General features: G+C 69.5%; 8 protein-coding genes. 2 read left to right on the top strand and 6 right to left on the bottom strand.

The genetic code is table 11. From position 1 onward, the window contains the following. The first annotated feature begins 21 nt into the window (after nt 1-21). The gene (locus J2W68_RS11230) at nt 22-5,742 is read left to right on the top strand and encodes an alpha-2-macroglobulin family protein (protein WP_310235855.1); all 5,721 of its coding nucleotides are present in this window, start codon (nt 22-24) and stop codon (nt 5,740-5,742) included. Nucleotides 5,743-5,763: 21 nt separating this feature from the next. On the opposite strand, the gene J2W68_RS11225 is transcribed toward J2W68_RS11230, so the two are convergent. The 6 genes from J2W68_RS11225 to J2W68_RS11200 all read right to left on the bottom strand — a co-directional run bounded on the left by J2W68_RS11225 (nt 5,764) and on the right by J2W68_RS11200 (nt 14,578). Beyond that, entirely contained in the window at nt 5,764-7,560 is a 1,797-nt protein-coding gene (locus tag J2W68_RS11225; RefSeq protein WP_310235853.1) for a DUF885 domain-containing protein, read from the bottom strand. Between the two features lie 68 nt (nt 7,561-7,628). Next, nucleotides 7,629-8,126, bottom strand: a complete 498-nt coding sequence (locus tag J2W68_RS11220; RefSeq protein WP_310235850.1) for a cytochrome c oxidase assembly factor Coa1 family protein — start codon at nt 8,124-8,126, stop codon at nt 7,629-7,631. Between the two features lie 23 nt (nt 8,127-8,149). Then, nucleotides 8,150-10,417 carry a S9 family peptidase gene (locus J2W68_RS11215; RefSeq protein ID WP_310235848.1) on the bottom strand — a complete coding sequence of 756 codons (2,268 nt, stop codon included), beginning with the start codon at nt 10,415-10,417 and terminating at the stop codon, nt 8,150-8,152. Nucleotides 10,418-10,480: 63 nt separating this feature from the next. Next, nucleotides 10,481-10,825 (bottom strand): hypothetical protein, encoded by a 345-nt coding sequence (locus J2W68_RS11210; RefSeq protein WP_310235845.1) that lies wholly within the window; start codon nt 10,823-10,825, stop codon nt 10,481-10,483. Nucleotides 10,826-10,907: 82 nt separating this feature from the next. Then, nucleotides 10,908-11,603, bottom strand: coding sequence for a glutathione binding-like protein (locus J2W68_RS11205; protein WP_310235843.1), 696 nt, complete (start codon nt 11,601-11,603; stop codon nt 10,908-10,910). 377 nt (nt 11,604-11,980) lie between these two features. After that, a complete protein-coding gene (locus J2W68_RS11200) occupies nt 11,981-14,578 on the bottom strand; it encodes a glycoside hydrolase family 3 protein (RefSeq protein WP_310235841.1) in 2,598 nt (865 codons plus the stop codon). A gap of 215 nt (nt 14,579-14,793) precedes the next feature. On the opposite strand from J2W68_RS11200, the gene J2W68_RS11195 reads away from it, so the two are divergent. After that, nucleotides 14,794-15,801, top strand: coding sequence for a LacI family DNA-binding transcriptional regulator (locus J2W68_RS11195; protein WP_310235839.1), 1,008 nt, complete (start codon nt 14,794-14,796; stop codon nt 15,799-15,801). Nucleotides 15,802-15,822 lie beyond the last annotated feature (21 nt).

Genomic DNA, 15,822 nt, shown 5'->3' with positions numbered 1-15,822 from the left:
GGCAAAGGAGTGCAGGACGCGATGCGGACAGCAGATGTGGCAGGCGCGTGGACGCGCCGTCTGGGCGGGATGGCGATGGCACTGGCCTGCGGGCTTGCACCGGTTGCGGCGCAAGCGACGCGCATCGATGCCGGCTTCGAGGGCGGCGGCCTGCAGTTGCGCTTCTCCGAGCCGATGCAGGTCTGGGACAACCCGCGCAGCGACGGGCTCGTCCGCCTGCAACCCGATTTACCTGCGACCTGCAGCTGGAGCAGCGACATGCTCTTGCACTGCGATTTCGGCGATCTGCAGCCGGCACCCGCCACGCGCTATCGCATTCAGGTCAACGCAGGCCTGACCACCCAGCAGGGCGTGACGGTGGCGCCGCGCGTGCTGCATGCGGAAACGCAACGCCCCATGCTCTCGGCGTTCGCCGGCCGCTGGCGCGATGGCCTGCCGACGATCCGGGTCACGTCGTCGCTGCCGGCGGCACGCGAGGCCGTTGCTGCGGCCTTGCGCGTACGTGTCGATGGCAGCGCGATGACGCTGCCGGTCGCGGCGCTGATACCCGTCTCCAGCCCGGGCCGGCACAACGCTGTCTCCTTCGATCTCGACGCCGACGCGCTGGAACTGCCGGATGGGCCGGACCGGATCGTCGAGTTGTCGGTCGTGCCCGGCCTGCGCAGCACCGCCGGTCCACTGCCCGGCACACAGGACGCGTCGCTGGTGCGTGTGCTCGCGCGCGAGTCCTTCCGCATTCGCGGCGGCCAGTGCGCGGCGCCGGCGCGGACGGCCTATGCGCGCAATCGCGATGGCGTGGTCGACCTGCGCTGCGTGGCCGGTGAACCGGTCGAAATCTGGTTTTCGCGACCGCTTGATCCGGCCGACGAGGCGCAATGGGCCGCGTCGCTGCCGGAAAGCGCGCGGGTCCTCAGCTGGTCCGACCAGTCCGGCGTGTACGCCGACGATGACCGATCGATCGCGGCGGCACCGGGCCGCTCGGCGCGGATCGTCTTCGAGACGCCTGGTGATGCCGTGACGATCAACGTGGATGCCGGGCTGCGCGCGTCGGGCACATCGACCGAGATCGAACCGGCGCGGATCGATCTGCGGATCGGGCCATTCCGCCCGGCGTTGCGCGCGCCCGGGCAACGCCGCCTGATCGCGGACGGCGACCGGCTGCCGGCCATGCTCGCCGAAGCGGTCAACACCGCAGGTGTCGACATCGACGTGACCGGCGTCGGTCGCACGCTGCACACCGGGCGCACCGTCGCGGCAGCGCCTGCGCTCGCCCCGGCGCTGCCGATCGACTCGACGGTCACCACGCGCGTGCTGGCAGAAGGCGGCTGGGCGCGCTGGCGTCCGGATGTCGGCGCGAATCCATCGATGCTCGAGTTCGCCGCGCCGGACTTCGATCTGTTCGCGGTCGCCGGGCGTCGCGAGGTGCTGGCCTGGGCGAATGCCTGGGACACGGATGCCCCGGTGACCGGTGCGCAGGTTGAACTGCTGTGGATGGACCGTGCCGACGCGCCGCCGCGCGTGGTCGCCACGGCGAAGACCGGTCGCGATGGTGTCGCCCGGCTGCGCGTGCCCGACGCCATCGCCGACGACGTGCAGGGCGAGGCCGGCTTTCCGAGGTGGCTGCTGCGCGCGAGCCAGGGCCGCGGCGATCGCGCGCGTCGGGCGGTGTTGCCGGCCTGGCAGCCGGCCGCCTACAACCTGCACCTCGGCCAAGCCGCGCCGCTGCAGACCTGGGGTGTGTCGGACCGGCCGATGTACCGCAGCGGCGACACCGTGCGTTACCGGCTGTGGCAGCGCCAGCGCAGCGGCGGCAGATTGCTGCGCATCGAAACGCCGCCCGCGCATGCGCTGCAGCTGTTCGATCGTGACCAGAGACGGACGATCCTGCGCTGGGATGCGACGCCCGATGCCGACGGCGGCATCGACGGCGAGCTTGCGCTGCCGGTGCACCTGACCGACGGCACCTACTGCATCGGCACCGGCGAGCGCTACGCGGTGCGCGGCACGTGTTTCTTCGTCGGCACCCATCGTGCGCAGGATCTCTGGGTCGAGGCGACGGGCGATGCGCCGCGCGTGCTGCGCGACGGGGAACGCTTCGATGTCGACCTGTCGGCCGGCTATTACTCGGGCGGGCCGGCGGCGGGCATCGCCCTGTCGCGGGTGACGGCCACAGTGACGCCGCGGGGCATCGGATCGGCGTATCCGCAGCACGCGGCCTACACCTTCATCGAATCCTTCGCCGGCCATGGCCCGGTGCGGCTGGTCGACGCCGTCGATCCCGCGCCGGTGACCGGACCCGATGGCCGCGCCCGAATCGCCCAGCCGGTGACGATGCGCGCGCCCGAGGCGACGCCGGTTGCGTTCGGCGACCTGCGGGTCATCGCCGAACTGCGCCCGGGCGATCGCGAGGCCACCGCGAGCAATGCGGCGAGTGCGCGCTACAGCCGTTATGCACGCTTCACCGGGCTGCAGGTCGAGCCGCGCGCGTTCGACGCTCGCACACCGGTGACGCTGCAGGGGCTGGTCATCGATGCCGAAGGCGCCGTGGTCGATGCGCCGGTGGAGGTGGTGGTGGAATACCAGCCGCACGATGCCGCGGCGGACGCGGCATCCAACGTGGTCGCGCGCTGCAGCGTGCCAACGCGCGAAGCGGTGACCTGCGATGTCCCGCGCAAGGCCCCAGGCCGTTACCGCTTCACCGCGCGCAGTGGCGACGCCGCACCGGCCACCCTCGTGCGCCATGTCTGGGACGGCTGGACGGCGCCCGCAACGCGCCAGCGTGCGACGCTCGAACTGCTGGGTCCGGTGGAAACCAACGGAGATCCGGCCCGGTTTGCGCTGACCCAGCCGCATGCGCGCACCCGCGCTCTACTGGTGTTCGTGGCCGGCAACGACACGCTGCTCGCCCATCAGGTCGAGACCCTCGACCGCAGCGTCGCGCAGCTCACCGTGCCGACCGACCGCGACTGGCGTGGCACGCCGGTGCTGCATGCCTTCGTGCGCGACGCGTCGCCGGGTTCGGTCGTGGGCGGCATCCGCGAGGTGCCGACGCTGACGACGCTTCGCGCCGAAGTGCCGATGCCGTCGACGTCCGAAGCGGACGTGGCGGTAACGGTCGCATTCGACGCCCCCCAGGCGGCGCCCGGCGGACGCCACATGGTGCGCCTGCACAACCCCGGCGATCAGCCGCGCGAGGTCACGCTGGCCGTCGTCGACGATGCGCTGCGCGCACTCGCCGGGCCGTTCCTGGCCTATTCGGATCCTGCCGGCAATGCCTGGCTGGGTATGCGGGCACCCCACGCGACGCCGGCGACGGCCGGGTTTTCGCTGTGGCAGCGTTCGCCGCCATGGGCAGTGCGTTTGCCGTGGCCGACGACTGCGGACGCCGCTTTGGAACCGCCGGTGCCAGCGTATCCCGAGGCGCCGGTGGTGTTCGATGACCCCAGTCCAATGGATGCGCCCGCGCCGCCGCCAGCACCCCCCGCGCCGCCGGCTCCTGCCATGGACATCGGCGCCAGTGTCGATCCTGATTACACGAGCCTCGACCAGATCGTGGTGACCGGCAGCCGCCTCGCCGATGCCGTTGCCGACGCCGGCAGCGGCCGGCGCGATCTCGATATCGACGAGACGCGGGGCAGCGACATGGATCGCGCACTGCAGGCAAGCGCGCGCGTCCGTTCGCATTTCGCCGATACGGCGCTGTGGCTGCCGCGCGTGCGGCTCGCGCCAGGGGAAACCCGCGAGGTGGCGCTGACGCTGCCCGACAATCTCACCCGCTGGCGCGCGATCGCATGGAGCAGCGATGCCGATGACGACTTCCAGGTTGCCGAAGCGACGCTTGAAACCGGCCTGCCCCTTGAGGTGCGCCTGCAGACACCGGTGCGCCTGTATCCCGGCGACCGCTCACGTCTGGCCGCAAACCTGCGCCAGACCGGCGACGTGCCAGCGGCGGTGCGGGGCAGCCTGCAGGTCGAAGGCCTAGATCCGCCGGTGCGCGACACACAAGCGGTCACTCTGGCTGCGCGCGGTCAGGCGAGCATCGCGACCTCCATCGAACCTGTCGCGCCCGGCGCGCTGCAGGTGCTCGCGAGTGCGGAGGCAGACGCCGGTCGCGACGCCGTCGCCGCGACGATCGAGGTCGCGCCGCCAACGATCCGCGGCCGCCGCCTGCAGGCCGGATGGCTCGGCGAGACGCCCGTGTCGCTGGCCCTGCCGCAGTTGCCGGACAGCGCCAGCAGCCCACATCTGCACGTCACCCTGCAGCACGGCGTTGCGGGGCTGGTGTCGCGCTGGACCGGGGACATGCGCGACCACCGCCACCGCTGCTGGGAGCAGATCCTCAGCCGCGCCGTTGCGGCCGCGCTCGCAATCGAACGCGGAGACGTCGCCGACTGGCCGGGCGCCGAAGCCGCTGTGCGCGAAGCGCTCGACAACGCCGCGGTGTTCCAGAACGGCGGCGGCGATTTCAGGTTCTTTGCCGATGGCGTCGACGCGGCGTACGCCGGTGCGCGGACGCAGTTCGCGCTGACCGCCTGGACGGTGCGTGCGTTCAATGAACTGCGCGGGCTGGGGTATCCGGTCGATGCCGGCATCGACCAGCGTGCCCGCGATTTCTTGGCGAGCCGCGCACGCGAGCCCTTGCCGGTAGCCGCAGATGCGGTCGCCGCCAATGAACGTGCGTTCGCGCTCAGTGCCTTCCGTGATGCGCCGGCCGCCTCGCTCGACGACAGCTTCGCGCGCTGGGCGCAGCTCGCGATGCCCGCACGCATCGCGCTGACCTCGGGCCTGCGGCACGCGAACCATCCGTCTGCCGACGAGGCGCTCGCGCGTCTGTTGCAACAGGCCCCGGCGCAAGGGCCGGTGCGCACGCTGCGTGCAGCCGGCGATGCGACGCGCTGGATGGGTTCGCCGCTGCGCGAGCAATGTGCGCTGATTGATCTGCTGCATGGCGACACGACGCATGCGACCGAACGTCGTGCCCTGATCGCCGGCCTCGGCGATCTCTACGCGGGCGGCACGCCGGCGGTGGACACGCAGAGCGGCGCGATGTGTCTGCTGGCCCTGCGCGATGTCGCGCGTCCGGGTACCGGAACGGTGTCGGCCGCATTGCAGCCCGGCACCGCGGCCGAGCAGACCTTGAGCGTCGCGCCCGGTGACGTGCAGACGGACTGGCAGGGCGCGTTGCCCACCGACGGACGGCTCGCGATCGCCAACCGCTCCTCGGGCGATGCGCCGGCCGGCTATATCGCCGAGATCGCGTTCGACGAGGACGCCCGGCAGGCCCGCGCGTCGGCCGTCGGCTTTTCGATCGAGCGCCAGTACGCGGTGTTGCGCGATGGCGCATGGACGTCGATCGATGGCGCGAACGTGCGCGAAGGCGATTGGCTGCGCGTCACCCTGCGCGTGCGCACCAGCGCGACGCGCTACTTCGTCGCGGTCACCGATGCGGTGCCGGGCGGCCTGCGGCCGACCGATCTGGCGCTGGGCGCAATCGCGGGTCTGGATCTGGAGCAGGTATCGGACGAGGGCAGCAGCTGGTTTGCCACACGCCGGCTCGATCCGCGGTCGCCCCGCTTCTATGCCGAGCGTCTGCCAGCGGGGACGCATGCACTGCACTACTTCCTGCGCGCGGGCAACGGCGGTGACTACCTCGCCGCGCCGGCCACTGCTGAACTGATGTACGGCGGCGCCAGCAATGCACGCACGGCGGCGCAGCGCGTGGTCGTGGACGCGGGGCCGTGAGCCCCGCATCCCGTCATCACATCAGCGGCGCTGCTGCGCCGGGATGAACACCGTTTCCACCGCTTCGGCCAGCTGGTCGGGCGGCAGCAGGCCCTGGTCGAGCAGGAAGTTGTTGAACGCGCGCCGGTCGAACTTGGCGCCCAGCGCGAGCTCGGTGCGCATGCGCAGTTCGAGGATCCGCGTGTAGCCGTAGAAGTAGCTGGTCGCCTGGCCCGGTGCGTTGAAGGTGTAGCGGTCCAGTTCCTGGCGCGCCATCGCGGGTGAGAGCATCACTTCCTCGGTCAGCACGCGGCCGGCGCGTTCGCGGTCGATCATGCCAAGGTTGAGCATCGGGTCGAGCATCGCGCGGGCGGCGCGCAGCAGGCGGAACTGCAGCGCGATCAGCTGGCCGTCGAGCGGTTCGTACGGCACCAGTTCTGCTTCGGCGTACAGCGCCCAGCCTTCGACGTTGACCGAGTTGAACGCGAACATCGAGCGGGCCAGCGATACGCCGCGCTCGACCATCGCGGTGAACTGCAGCTCGTGGCCCGGGCGACCTTCGTGCGCCGACAGCGTCCAGCGCACGGCATCGAAGTTGAAGTCGTCATAGGCGGCGTCATCGCCTTCGCCGCCAGGGTTGCCGACCGGCAGCACGAACGTGCCCTGCTGTCCGGTGTTGCCGACCAGCGGCGCCGGGCGGAAATGCGGCGCGGGCTGCGCGGCCGATTCGGCATCCGAGCCCAGGCGCATCTGCATCTCGCGCTGCGGCACGTCGACGATGTTCTCGCGCTCGATGATCGGATCGATCGCGTCGATGACCTCGCGGTAGCTCGCTTCGAGCCTGTCGTTGGGAATCGTGTCGCGCTTGAGCGCGGCGATGACCTCGCGGTAGTCGGTCGCCGCGATGCCCTTTTCCTTCGCGACCAGAGGCGCAATCTGCTGCATCTGCGCGCGGATTTCCATGAAGGCCAGCTGCGCGCGCTGCATCAGCAGCTGCGGGTCGACATCGGTGCCGTACTGCTTGAGCCCGAACGCATACAACTCGGGCGGCAGGCGCGTATCGTCGCGCGCCTGCGGCAGCACGGTGCTGCGGGTCCAGTCGGCGTAGGCGGTGATCTCCTTCGCGATCGCCTCGAGCGCGGGCTCCGCGTTCTCGACTTCGTATTCCTCGAACAGTTTGCGGATGCCGGCGATGTAGGTGTCGGCGCTGTCGAGCGCGCGCTGCACCTCGAGCTTCGTCGGCTGCAGCAATTCGGGATTCGACAGGCGCTCTTCATAACGCTGGCGGGCGAGGGTGGTGATCGGTGTGCTGCCTTCGGCGAGGCCGGCGTAACGTTGCAGGCGGGCGAGTGCATGCACGCGGCGCTCGGGTGGCGTCTGCGTCGACAGCAGGCCGTTGATGCCGCCGAAGATCAACTGCGGTGCGTCGGTCCACGGCAGCAGGTAGCGCTCGCCGAGCGTGCTGCCCTCGATGCCCTGGTCGATGCTGGTCAGCAGGATCTGCAGGTCCTGGCGCACGTTGGCATCGCGCTCGAGTTCGAGCTGCGTTTGCAGCTGGGCGCGCGCCGCGGTCATCGCGTCGCGGTAGCGGCGGGCGTTGTCCGGGCCGAAGTCCGCGACCTGGTCGTCGTAGCCGGGCACGCCGAAGAAGCCTGCGGATTCGGGCTGGAACGGCGCCTGGGCGTCGATCAGGATCTGCGACAGTTCGTTGCTGCGCGTGACCCAGGCTGGCGATGCGGTCTGCGATGCGGCGACGGCGGCCTTGGCGTCATCGGTGTGGGCGAGGGCCGTGAGCGGCACGGCAAGGGATAGGGCAATCGCGAGGACAAGCGGCTTCATGGCGGTACCAGCGGCAAGGGAAACCCCCGACCCTATGCCCCCATGCGCCGCGCGGCAATGGCCGATCGTCAGGGCAGCGCGTCTGCGGGGCCCACCGGCGTGCCACGTTCGACCAGATCGATTCTGCCGTCAATGCCTCGCGGCGGCATGAAGACAAGCTGCTCGTAGAGCCAGACCCCGCGCATGCGCTCAGCGGTCGCGGTGATGCGCCCGCTGCCATGCGGGCCGGAGAGCGTGAACGTCAGGTCCGCATATCCCGAGCCGCCGCCTTCTGTCGACGTATCGATACGCCCCATCGGCATGAAGCCGGGGGTCATCGGTTCGCCAAGACGTACAACGAGGTCGGGATGCGCCCGGGCGCGGGCCAGTGCATCCGCATAGACATCGGAGGACTGCATCGAGCCACGGACTGCAAACAGCACCAGCGCGACGAAGACGAGTGCCACCGACAGGAGTGCGAGTACCGCAAGCGGCACCGCCCACTTCCAGTTGCGTTGCCACCAGCCGCGCGGCAGTGGTGGCATGGACGCGGGGTGCGGCGGCAGTGGAGGCGGGATCGTGGACATGCGTGAGGTGTCGTTGTGTGCGGTCAGGGTGTCAGGCAACGCGCGAGGAACGCCTCGCTGGTGCGGTAACGATGCAGCGCGTCCTTGCCGCGCAGGCCATGCTTGGCACCGGGATACGTCATCAGCTCGAACGGCGTGCCGGCCTGCTGCAACTGGCTCATCAGCTGCGTTGCGTTGGTGAACAGCACGTTGTCGTCGGCCATGCCGTGGATCAGCAAGAGCGCGTTCGGCCGGATGTTGTTCGCGTGGGTGAACACGCTGGCCTCGCGGTAGCCGTCGACATTGGCCTTCGGCAGGTTCATGTAGCGCTCGGTGTAGTGCGTGTCGTAGAGCGCCCAGTCGGCGACCGGCGCGCCGGCGATGCCACAGGCGTAGGCGTCCGGCGCCTTGGCCAGCAGCATCAGCGTCATGTAACCGCCGTTAGACCAGCCGTTGACCGCGATGCGCTTGCCGTCGACCCAGGGCTGTGATTTCAACCACTCGACGCCGCGCAGCTGGTCCTCGACCTCGACCGTGCCCTGGCGCTCGTACAGCGCGCCGACGAAGTCGCGGCCGCGCCGCGGCGTGCCGCGGTTGTCCAGCGAGAACACCACATAGCCCTGCTGCGCCAGGTACTGGTGGAAGCTGGCGTCGGCGCGGCCGGGCCAGGTATCGAGCACGGTCTGCGCGGCGGGGCCGCCGTAGACGAACACGACCACGGGGTGCGGCTTGGTCTCGTCGAAATCCGCCGGCTTGATCAGCGAGTAGTGCAGCGGCGTGCGGCCGTCGGCGGCGGTCAGAGTGCCGAATTCGGTCGGACGATGCGCGGCGAGGAACGGCGCGTAGGGATGATCAGCCGCGGCGAGATTGTTCTCGACCAGCGTCGCGAGCCGCGTGCCGTCGGCGCGGTGCAGCGCGATCTGCGGCGGCGTGGTGGTGTTCGACCAGCTGTCGACATAGACCGAGGCATTACGCGCGAAACTCGCGCCATGCATGCCGGGTTCGGTCGACAGCGCGGTGTAGGCGCGCGTGCCGTCGAGGCCGACGCTGTAGATCCGCGATTCGGTCGCGCGCGGCAGCGCCTTGCCGTCTTCGAGCGCCATGCCGGCGCGGAAGTAGGCCAAGCCCGCGGACGCATCGACGGCCAGCAACTCGTCGACCGGCCAGTCGCCCCGGGTGAGCTGGGTCATGCGGCGGCCGTCCTCGGACGCGAGATACAGATGCTCGAATCCGTCGCGTTCCGACGACCACACGAAGCGGCCGTCATCGAGGAAGCGCAGGCTGTCGTGCAGTGGCACCCAGGTGCGGCCGCGCTCGGTAACCAGCGTGCGCTGCGCGCCGGTGGCGAGCGTGGTCTCGACGAGTTCGAGCGTCTGCTGGTCGCGCGACTGGCGCTGGAAGGTCAGGCGTTGCGGGTCGCGCCAGTGCACGCGGGCGAGATAGATATCGGGGTTGGCGCCCAGATCGACATCGGTGACCGCACCGCCCTGGGGCGCGACGACATGCAGGGTCACGCGCACGTTGTCGTCGCCGGCAGCCGGGTAGCGCTGCTCGACGACTTCGGTGCGATCGGGATAGACCTCGTAGCGCTTCTGCACCGGTACCGGCGATTCATCGATACGCGCGTAGGCGATACCGCTGTCGTCCGGGGCCCACCAGTAACCGGTGTGGCGGTTCATTTCCTCGTCGGCGACGAATTCGGCGACACCGTTGCCGATCACGTCGCTGCCGTCGGTCGTCAGCTGGCGCTCGGCGCCGGTCGCCAGATCGATGACCCACAGATTGCGCGCGCGCACGAAACTGACGAAGCCGCCGCGCGGCGAGACCTTGGGATCGGTCGCGAAGCCACCGCCGTCAGTGAGCTGGCGCACCGCCCCGGAACCGGACTTCGACAGGTCGTAGAGATACAGCTCGCCACCGAGCGGAAACAGCAGCCGCTGCGCATCCGGCGCCCACTGGTAATCGACGATGCCGGACTGCCCTGCGATGCGCTGCCGCTCGCGGCGCGCCTTCTCTGCATCGCTGAGCGTCTCCTCGCCCGGCAGCACGACCTTCGAATCGACCAGCATCTGTGTCTGCCCACTGGCGATGTCGTATTCCCACAGGTCGAGCTGGTTGCGGTTCTCGTCCTTGCCGCGCAGGAAGGTCACACGCGAGCCGTCCGGCGCGACCTGCGGTTTCATCAGCGTCGGCCCCGACAGCGGCGCATCGCCGGTGATGGCTTCGAGCGTGAGGCCGCCGTTGGGCGGCGTGGCGGCAAGGGTGGACGTGGTGGCGATCATCAGGGCGGCAGCGGCAAGTACGGAGCGCATGGCGGGTCCAGCGGAGCGAGACGCCCAGTGTATCGGGTGGGGGCAGGATGCCCCGCTCAGGCCTCAGTCTGCGCAGACTTCGCGGCGCACCGTGCTGTCGGACCAGCCCCACATGCGATGCACCTGCGGCTGGAAGGTGTGCAGCACTTGGCCGCAGGTGTTACGCGTCGTTGAAGGCAGGCACGCGGCATGCGCGCCGTCGGCGGCGACGTACCACACCGCGCGATCGGGCGGCGTTTCGACATGGGCCAGCGTGAGCAGTTCTGCAGCCACGTCGAGTGCCGCGGTGCGTCGCCAGTCTTCGCCGGCCAGTGCATCGCAGCGGGCCGGATCGGCAATCATGGGCGCAGGGATCGACGCGCAGGCGGTGAGCAGGCAGGCGGCGGTCATAGTGGCGAACTTTCGCATCCGAGGTCGTCCGTGATTCCGGGAGGCCTCCGATCCTACGCAACCGCGCGCGGCGGTGTAGACCGCCACGCGCGATGAGCCGTCAGCGACGCCCCTGCCCGAACAGCAGCTTCTTTTCCTCGTCGCTCATGGTCTTGCCCGCATCGGGATTGACCTCTTTTGCCTTCGCATACGCGCGCGCGGTGGCGGGGCGTGCCTGGATCGCGGCATGCCAGCGCTGGACTTCCGGGTAGGGCGTCATGTCGATCGGCGCCTTGTCGTAGACACCGATCCACGGGTACGTCGCCATGTCGGCGATCGAATACGCGTCGCCGGCGATGAAGGCGCGGCCCTTCAGATGTGTGTCGAGCACCTGCAGCAGGCGGTTGGCTTCGTTGGTGTAGCGCTCGATCGCGTACGGAATCTTCTCGGGCGCGTAGACGTTGAAGTGGCCGTACTGGCCGGTCATCGGGCCGAGACCGGCCATCTGCCAGAACAGCCATTCCAGCGTTTCGATGCGCACGCGCGGATCGGTCGACAGGAACTGGCCGGACTTCTCCGCCAGATACAGCAGGATCGCGCCGGATTCGAATACGGTCTGCGGATCGCCGCCGTCGGCCGGGGCATGGTCGACGATCGCCGGCATCTTGTTGTTCGGCGAGAACGCGAGGTACTCCGGCTTGAACTGGTCGCCCTTGCCGATGTTGACCGGGTGGATCGTGTAATCGAGGCCGGCTTCTTCGAGAAACAGCGTGATCTTGTGGCCGTTGGGGGTGGGCCAGTAGTGCAGGTCGATCATGGGGGCGACGCTCCGCGGGACAGGTGTGTCGAGTCTAGGCGCGCGGTCGTAGGGCGGCGTGGATGTTGGACGCACGCTGCGTTGCGGTGGTGGCGATTTGGGTGCGGACAGGACGCGGCCGCGTGGCGGGCGGCGTCGGATGGAACGCGAAGTCCGACCGGCAGGGGAAGCAAAGCCTACTCGGCCAGCAGGAAGCGAAGCCCTCCCCCGCCAGCGGGGGAGGGTTGGGTGGGGGCAGCCCGTTGCCGCAGAACCTGGTCACCAGATTCCGCCGCCTCGCCGTCTGCCTGGGAAGCCATGCTTCCGGCGTCCGGAACGTTCGCCCCCATCCCGGCCTTCCCCCGCGAACGGGGGAAGGAGCGGATTGCCACGAGTGATTACTGCGTCTTGCAGTCGAGCCTATGCGTCGCTTCGGTGCCGACGCGGATGTCGGCCAGGCCCAGCGTCAGTCCAGCGGGTGCGCGGATTGCGAACGGCGTGCTGACGCGGGCGGCGTCGAGGTCGGCCGTGGTCAGGCACTTGAGCGGCACGCCGGCGGTGATCCATTCGCCGCGCGGCACGGTGCCAAGCCAAGGACCGATCGGCAGTTCGGCCTTGCAGTCGTCGCCGCAGCTCGCGTACAGCACGGTATCGCCAGAGGCCGGCAGGGCATCGACGCGCAACGTCACCAGCAGCAGGGAATCGCCATTGGTCTCGCGGCTCAGGTCGAATGGCGAGTGCGACAGCAGCTCGGCGGTCGCATTGCCGGTCCATGTCAGCAGGCGCGCGCCTTCCTGGGTCTGGTAATCGACCGCGGCGAGGGTGAGCGTGCCGTCCGGCGTGGCGACGCGCGGGTGCAGGACATCGGCGCCGCGGCCGTCCGCGCCGGTGACCACCAGGCGGATGCCGGGGCCGGGCACGCCCTTGGCGAAATAGCCCGCGTCCTTGCCGTCTTCGGCACTGACGCCGGCGTCTTCCGACAATGCGTCGAGGTTGCCGGCATCGGCGTAGGTCAGGCCGTGACCAAATGCGAACAGCGGGTCGTAGCCTTCCATGCCGACGTTGTTGAGGTACTGGTCGGCGCGGCGCGGCCACGAGAAGCTCAGCTTGCCCTTGAAGTCGTGCTGCGGCTGGCCATCGGCGCCGCGCAACAGCACGTCGGCGATGCCCGCACCTTCCGAGCCCGGCAGCCAGGCGGCGACGAAGGCGTTGGACGCGTTGATCTCGCGGTTCATCCACAACGGCCGGCCGCTGAGGAACACCGAGATCACCGGAATGCCATCGGCCCGCAGGCGCTTGACCAGTTCGAGGTCGGCATCATCGCCGGGCTTGTACAGCAGGTTCGGCAGGTCGCCGAGGAACTCGGCATACGGGTCCTCGCCGAACACGACGATCGCCACGTCCGGCTTCTGCCGGTACGCGCCGTCGACCGCGAGCTGCGCGGTACCGCCGGCGGCCGTGACCTGCGTGCGGATGCCGTCCCAGATGGTGTCGCCGTTGGGATAGTCAGCGCGCTTGGTGCCGGTGCCCTGCCAGTTGAGCGTCCAGCCGCCGGACTGCTTGCCCATGTCGTCTGCGCCGTCGCCGGCCACCAGCACGTTCTGGTCCGCGGCGAGCGGCAGGATGCCATCCTGGTTCTTCAGCAGCACCAGCGATTCGCGCACCGCGCGGCGTGCGACCTCACGGTGTTCCGGCGCGCCGAGCAGTTCGAACTTGCCGCCGAGTGCACGTTCCGACGGCTTGGGCGCGTCGAACAGGCCCATGCGGAATTTGACCCGCAGGATGCGGCGCACCGCGTCGTCGAGGCGTTCCATCGGAATCTCGCCCGACTGCACGTGCTTGACCGTGCTGTCGTAGAGGCCGCGCCAGCTGTCGGGCGCCATCGCCATGTCGAGGCCGGCGTTGAACGTCGCCGCGCAGTCTGTGGTGGTGCAACCCGGCAACTGGCCGTGGCCGTTCCAGTCGCCGACGATGAAGCCACCGAAGTTCATGCGGTCCTTGAGCACGTCGGTCAGCAGCGCCTTGTGCCCATGCATGCGCTGGCCGTGCACGCTGTTGAACGAGGCCATGACCGCCTGCGCACCGGCCGCGATCGCCGGCGGGTAGCCCGCGCCGTGGATGTCGCGCAACTGCGCTTCGGTCACTGCGGTTTCGCCCTGGTCCTTGCCGCCGGCGGTGCCGCCGTCGCCCAGGTAGTGCTTCACCGAGACCATGACGTGGTGATCGTCGAGGAAGTCCGGCGAACCGGCCTTGCCCTGCATGCCTTCGACGACGGCCGGCGCGAACGCGGCGACGATGTCGGGCGATTCGGAATAACCCTCGTAGGTGCGGCCCCAGCGGTCGTCCTGCGGCACGGCGACGGTCGGCGCGAACGCCCATTCCATGCCGGTGGTGCGGGTTTCGATCGCGGTGACGCGGCCGATCTCGCGCATCAGTTCGGCATTGCGCGTGGCGCCCAGGCCGATGTTGTGCGGGAACAGCGTCGCGCCGACGATGTTGCTCTGGCCGTGCACGGCATCGATGCCGAAGATCACCGGAATCGCCTTGCCGCCACCGGCGGTGTCCATCGACGCTTCCCAGTAGGCGTCGGCCAGCGCCAGCCACTCGGCGGGCGTCGCGTCGTAGCGGCCGCCCGGATCGGAGTTGCCGCCGGCCAGAATCGAGCCCAGGCGGTACTTGCGCAGGTCCTCGGGCGTGATGTCGGCGATGTCGCCCTGCACGATCTGGCCGACCTTCTCCTCGACGGTCATCGTCGCCATCAGATCGGTGATGCGCTGCTCGAGCGCAGCGTCATCGGCCAGGGGCCACGCGGTCTCGGGCCAGTTGGCGGCGTCGATCGCGCCGGCGTCGGCCGCGTTCGTTGCCGCAGGTTCGGGCGTGGCGGCAGCAGCGGGCGCGTCGTCGCGCGCGCAGGCACCGAGGACGAGGACCGCGAGCATCGCGGGCAGCAGTGCGCGGCGGAAGGGACGGTGTGCGGGGCGATGCGACTGGATCATCGAAGGGCTCCGGATCAGGAGAATGCGACCTGGGCCGCGGATGGGACGGACGCCATGCTGCGAAACAGCGATGACAGCGTTGTCAGACGGCCGCTAGCATAGCCGCGAGCGGGCGCGCAGGCTTGCTGCACAGCATCATCGACATGCACGGCGCCTAGTGCACTGTGGCTCTGGCAGAATGCGCCACCGGGACGACCATGGTCGGATTGAACAGCATGCGTGTGCGGATCGAGGATGTCGCCGAAGCGGCGGGCGTGTCGATGAAGACCGTCTCGCGCGTGCTCAACCACGAGCCGAATGTGTCGGAACGCACGCGTCTGGCCGTCGAGGCGGCGGTGGAGAAGCTGCAATACCGGCCGCTGGCCTCGGCGCGTCTGCTCGCCGGTCGCCGCTCGTATCTCGTGGCGATGCTCTACGACAATCCGTCGAGCAACTACCTCATGGAGGTCGAACTCGGCGTGCTCGACGCCTGCCAGTCGCAGCACTACAACCTGATGCTCGCCCCGGTCGACTACACCGCCAAGGACATCGTCGCCAAGGTCGAGTCGATGATCGTGCAGTCGCAACTCGATGGCGTGGTGCTGACACCGCCGATCACCGATGACGCCAAACTGATCGCCCGGCTCGACGAGATGGGCATCCCGTTCGCAAGCGTGTCGGCGCAGGAACAGAACCGGCGTATCGGTGCGGTCGTCGACGAGCGCAGCGCTGCGCGCGACGTCGTGCTGCATCTCGCCGGGCTCGGCCACCGCCGCATCGCCCACATCAAGGGCCATCCTGCGCACGGCGCCAGCCGCTGGCGTCTGGCCGGGTATCGCGATGGCCTCAAGCAGGCCGGTCTTACCTACGACGCCGCACTGGTCGTGGCCGGCAAGTTCTTCTACGAATCCGGCTTCGACGCGACCAATACGCTGCTCGACCTGCCCGATCCGCCGACCGCGGTCTTCGCCGCCAACGACGACATGGCGGCCGGTGCGATCTGCGCGATCTGCGAGCGCGGCCTGTCCGTGCCGAAAGACGTGTCCGTGTGCGGTTTCGACGATATGCCGATCGCGCGCCACATTTATCCCTCGCTGACCACCGTGCGCCAGCCCAGCCGCGAGATGGGCCGGCTGGCCGGGCTCGAACTGCTCAAGGCGATCCGCGACAGCAGCGCGGGCGAGACACTGGAATTGCCGTACGCGCTGCAGGTGCGCAAGTCGACGGGGCCTGTGCGGGGCTGAACCCGCAGACTTGGCGGTCCG

It is taken from the genome of Luteimonas terrae, from assembly GCF_031457535.1.
In the GTDB taxonomy this organism is placed as follows: domain Bacteria; phylum Pseudomonadota; class Gammaproteobacteria; order Xanthomonadales; family Xanthomonadaceae; genus Luteimonas; species Luteimonas terrae_A.
This window is presented reverse-complemented; position numbering and strand designations above follow the sequence as displayed.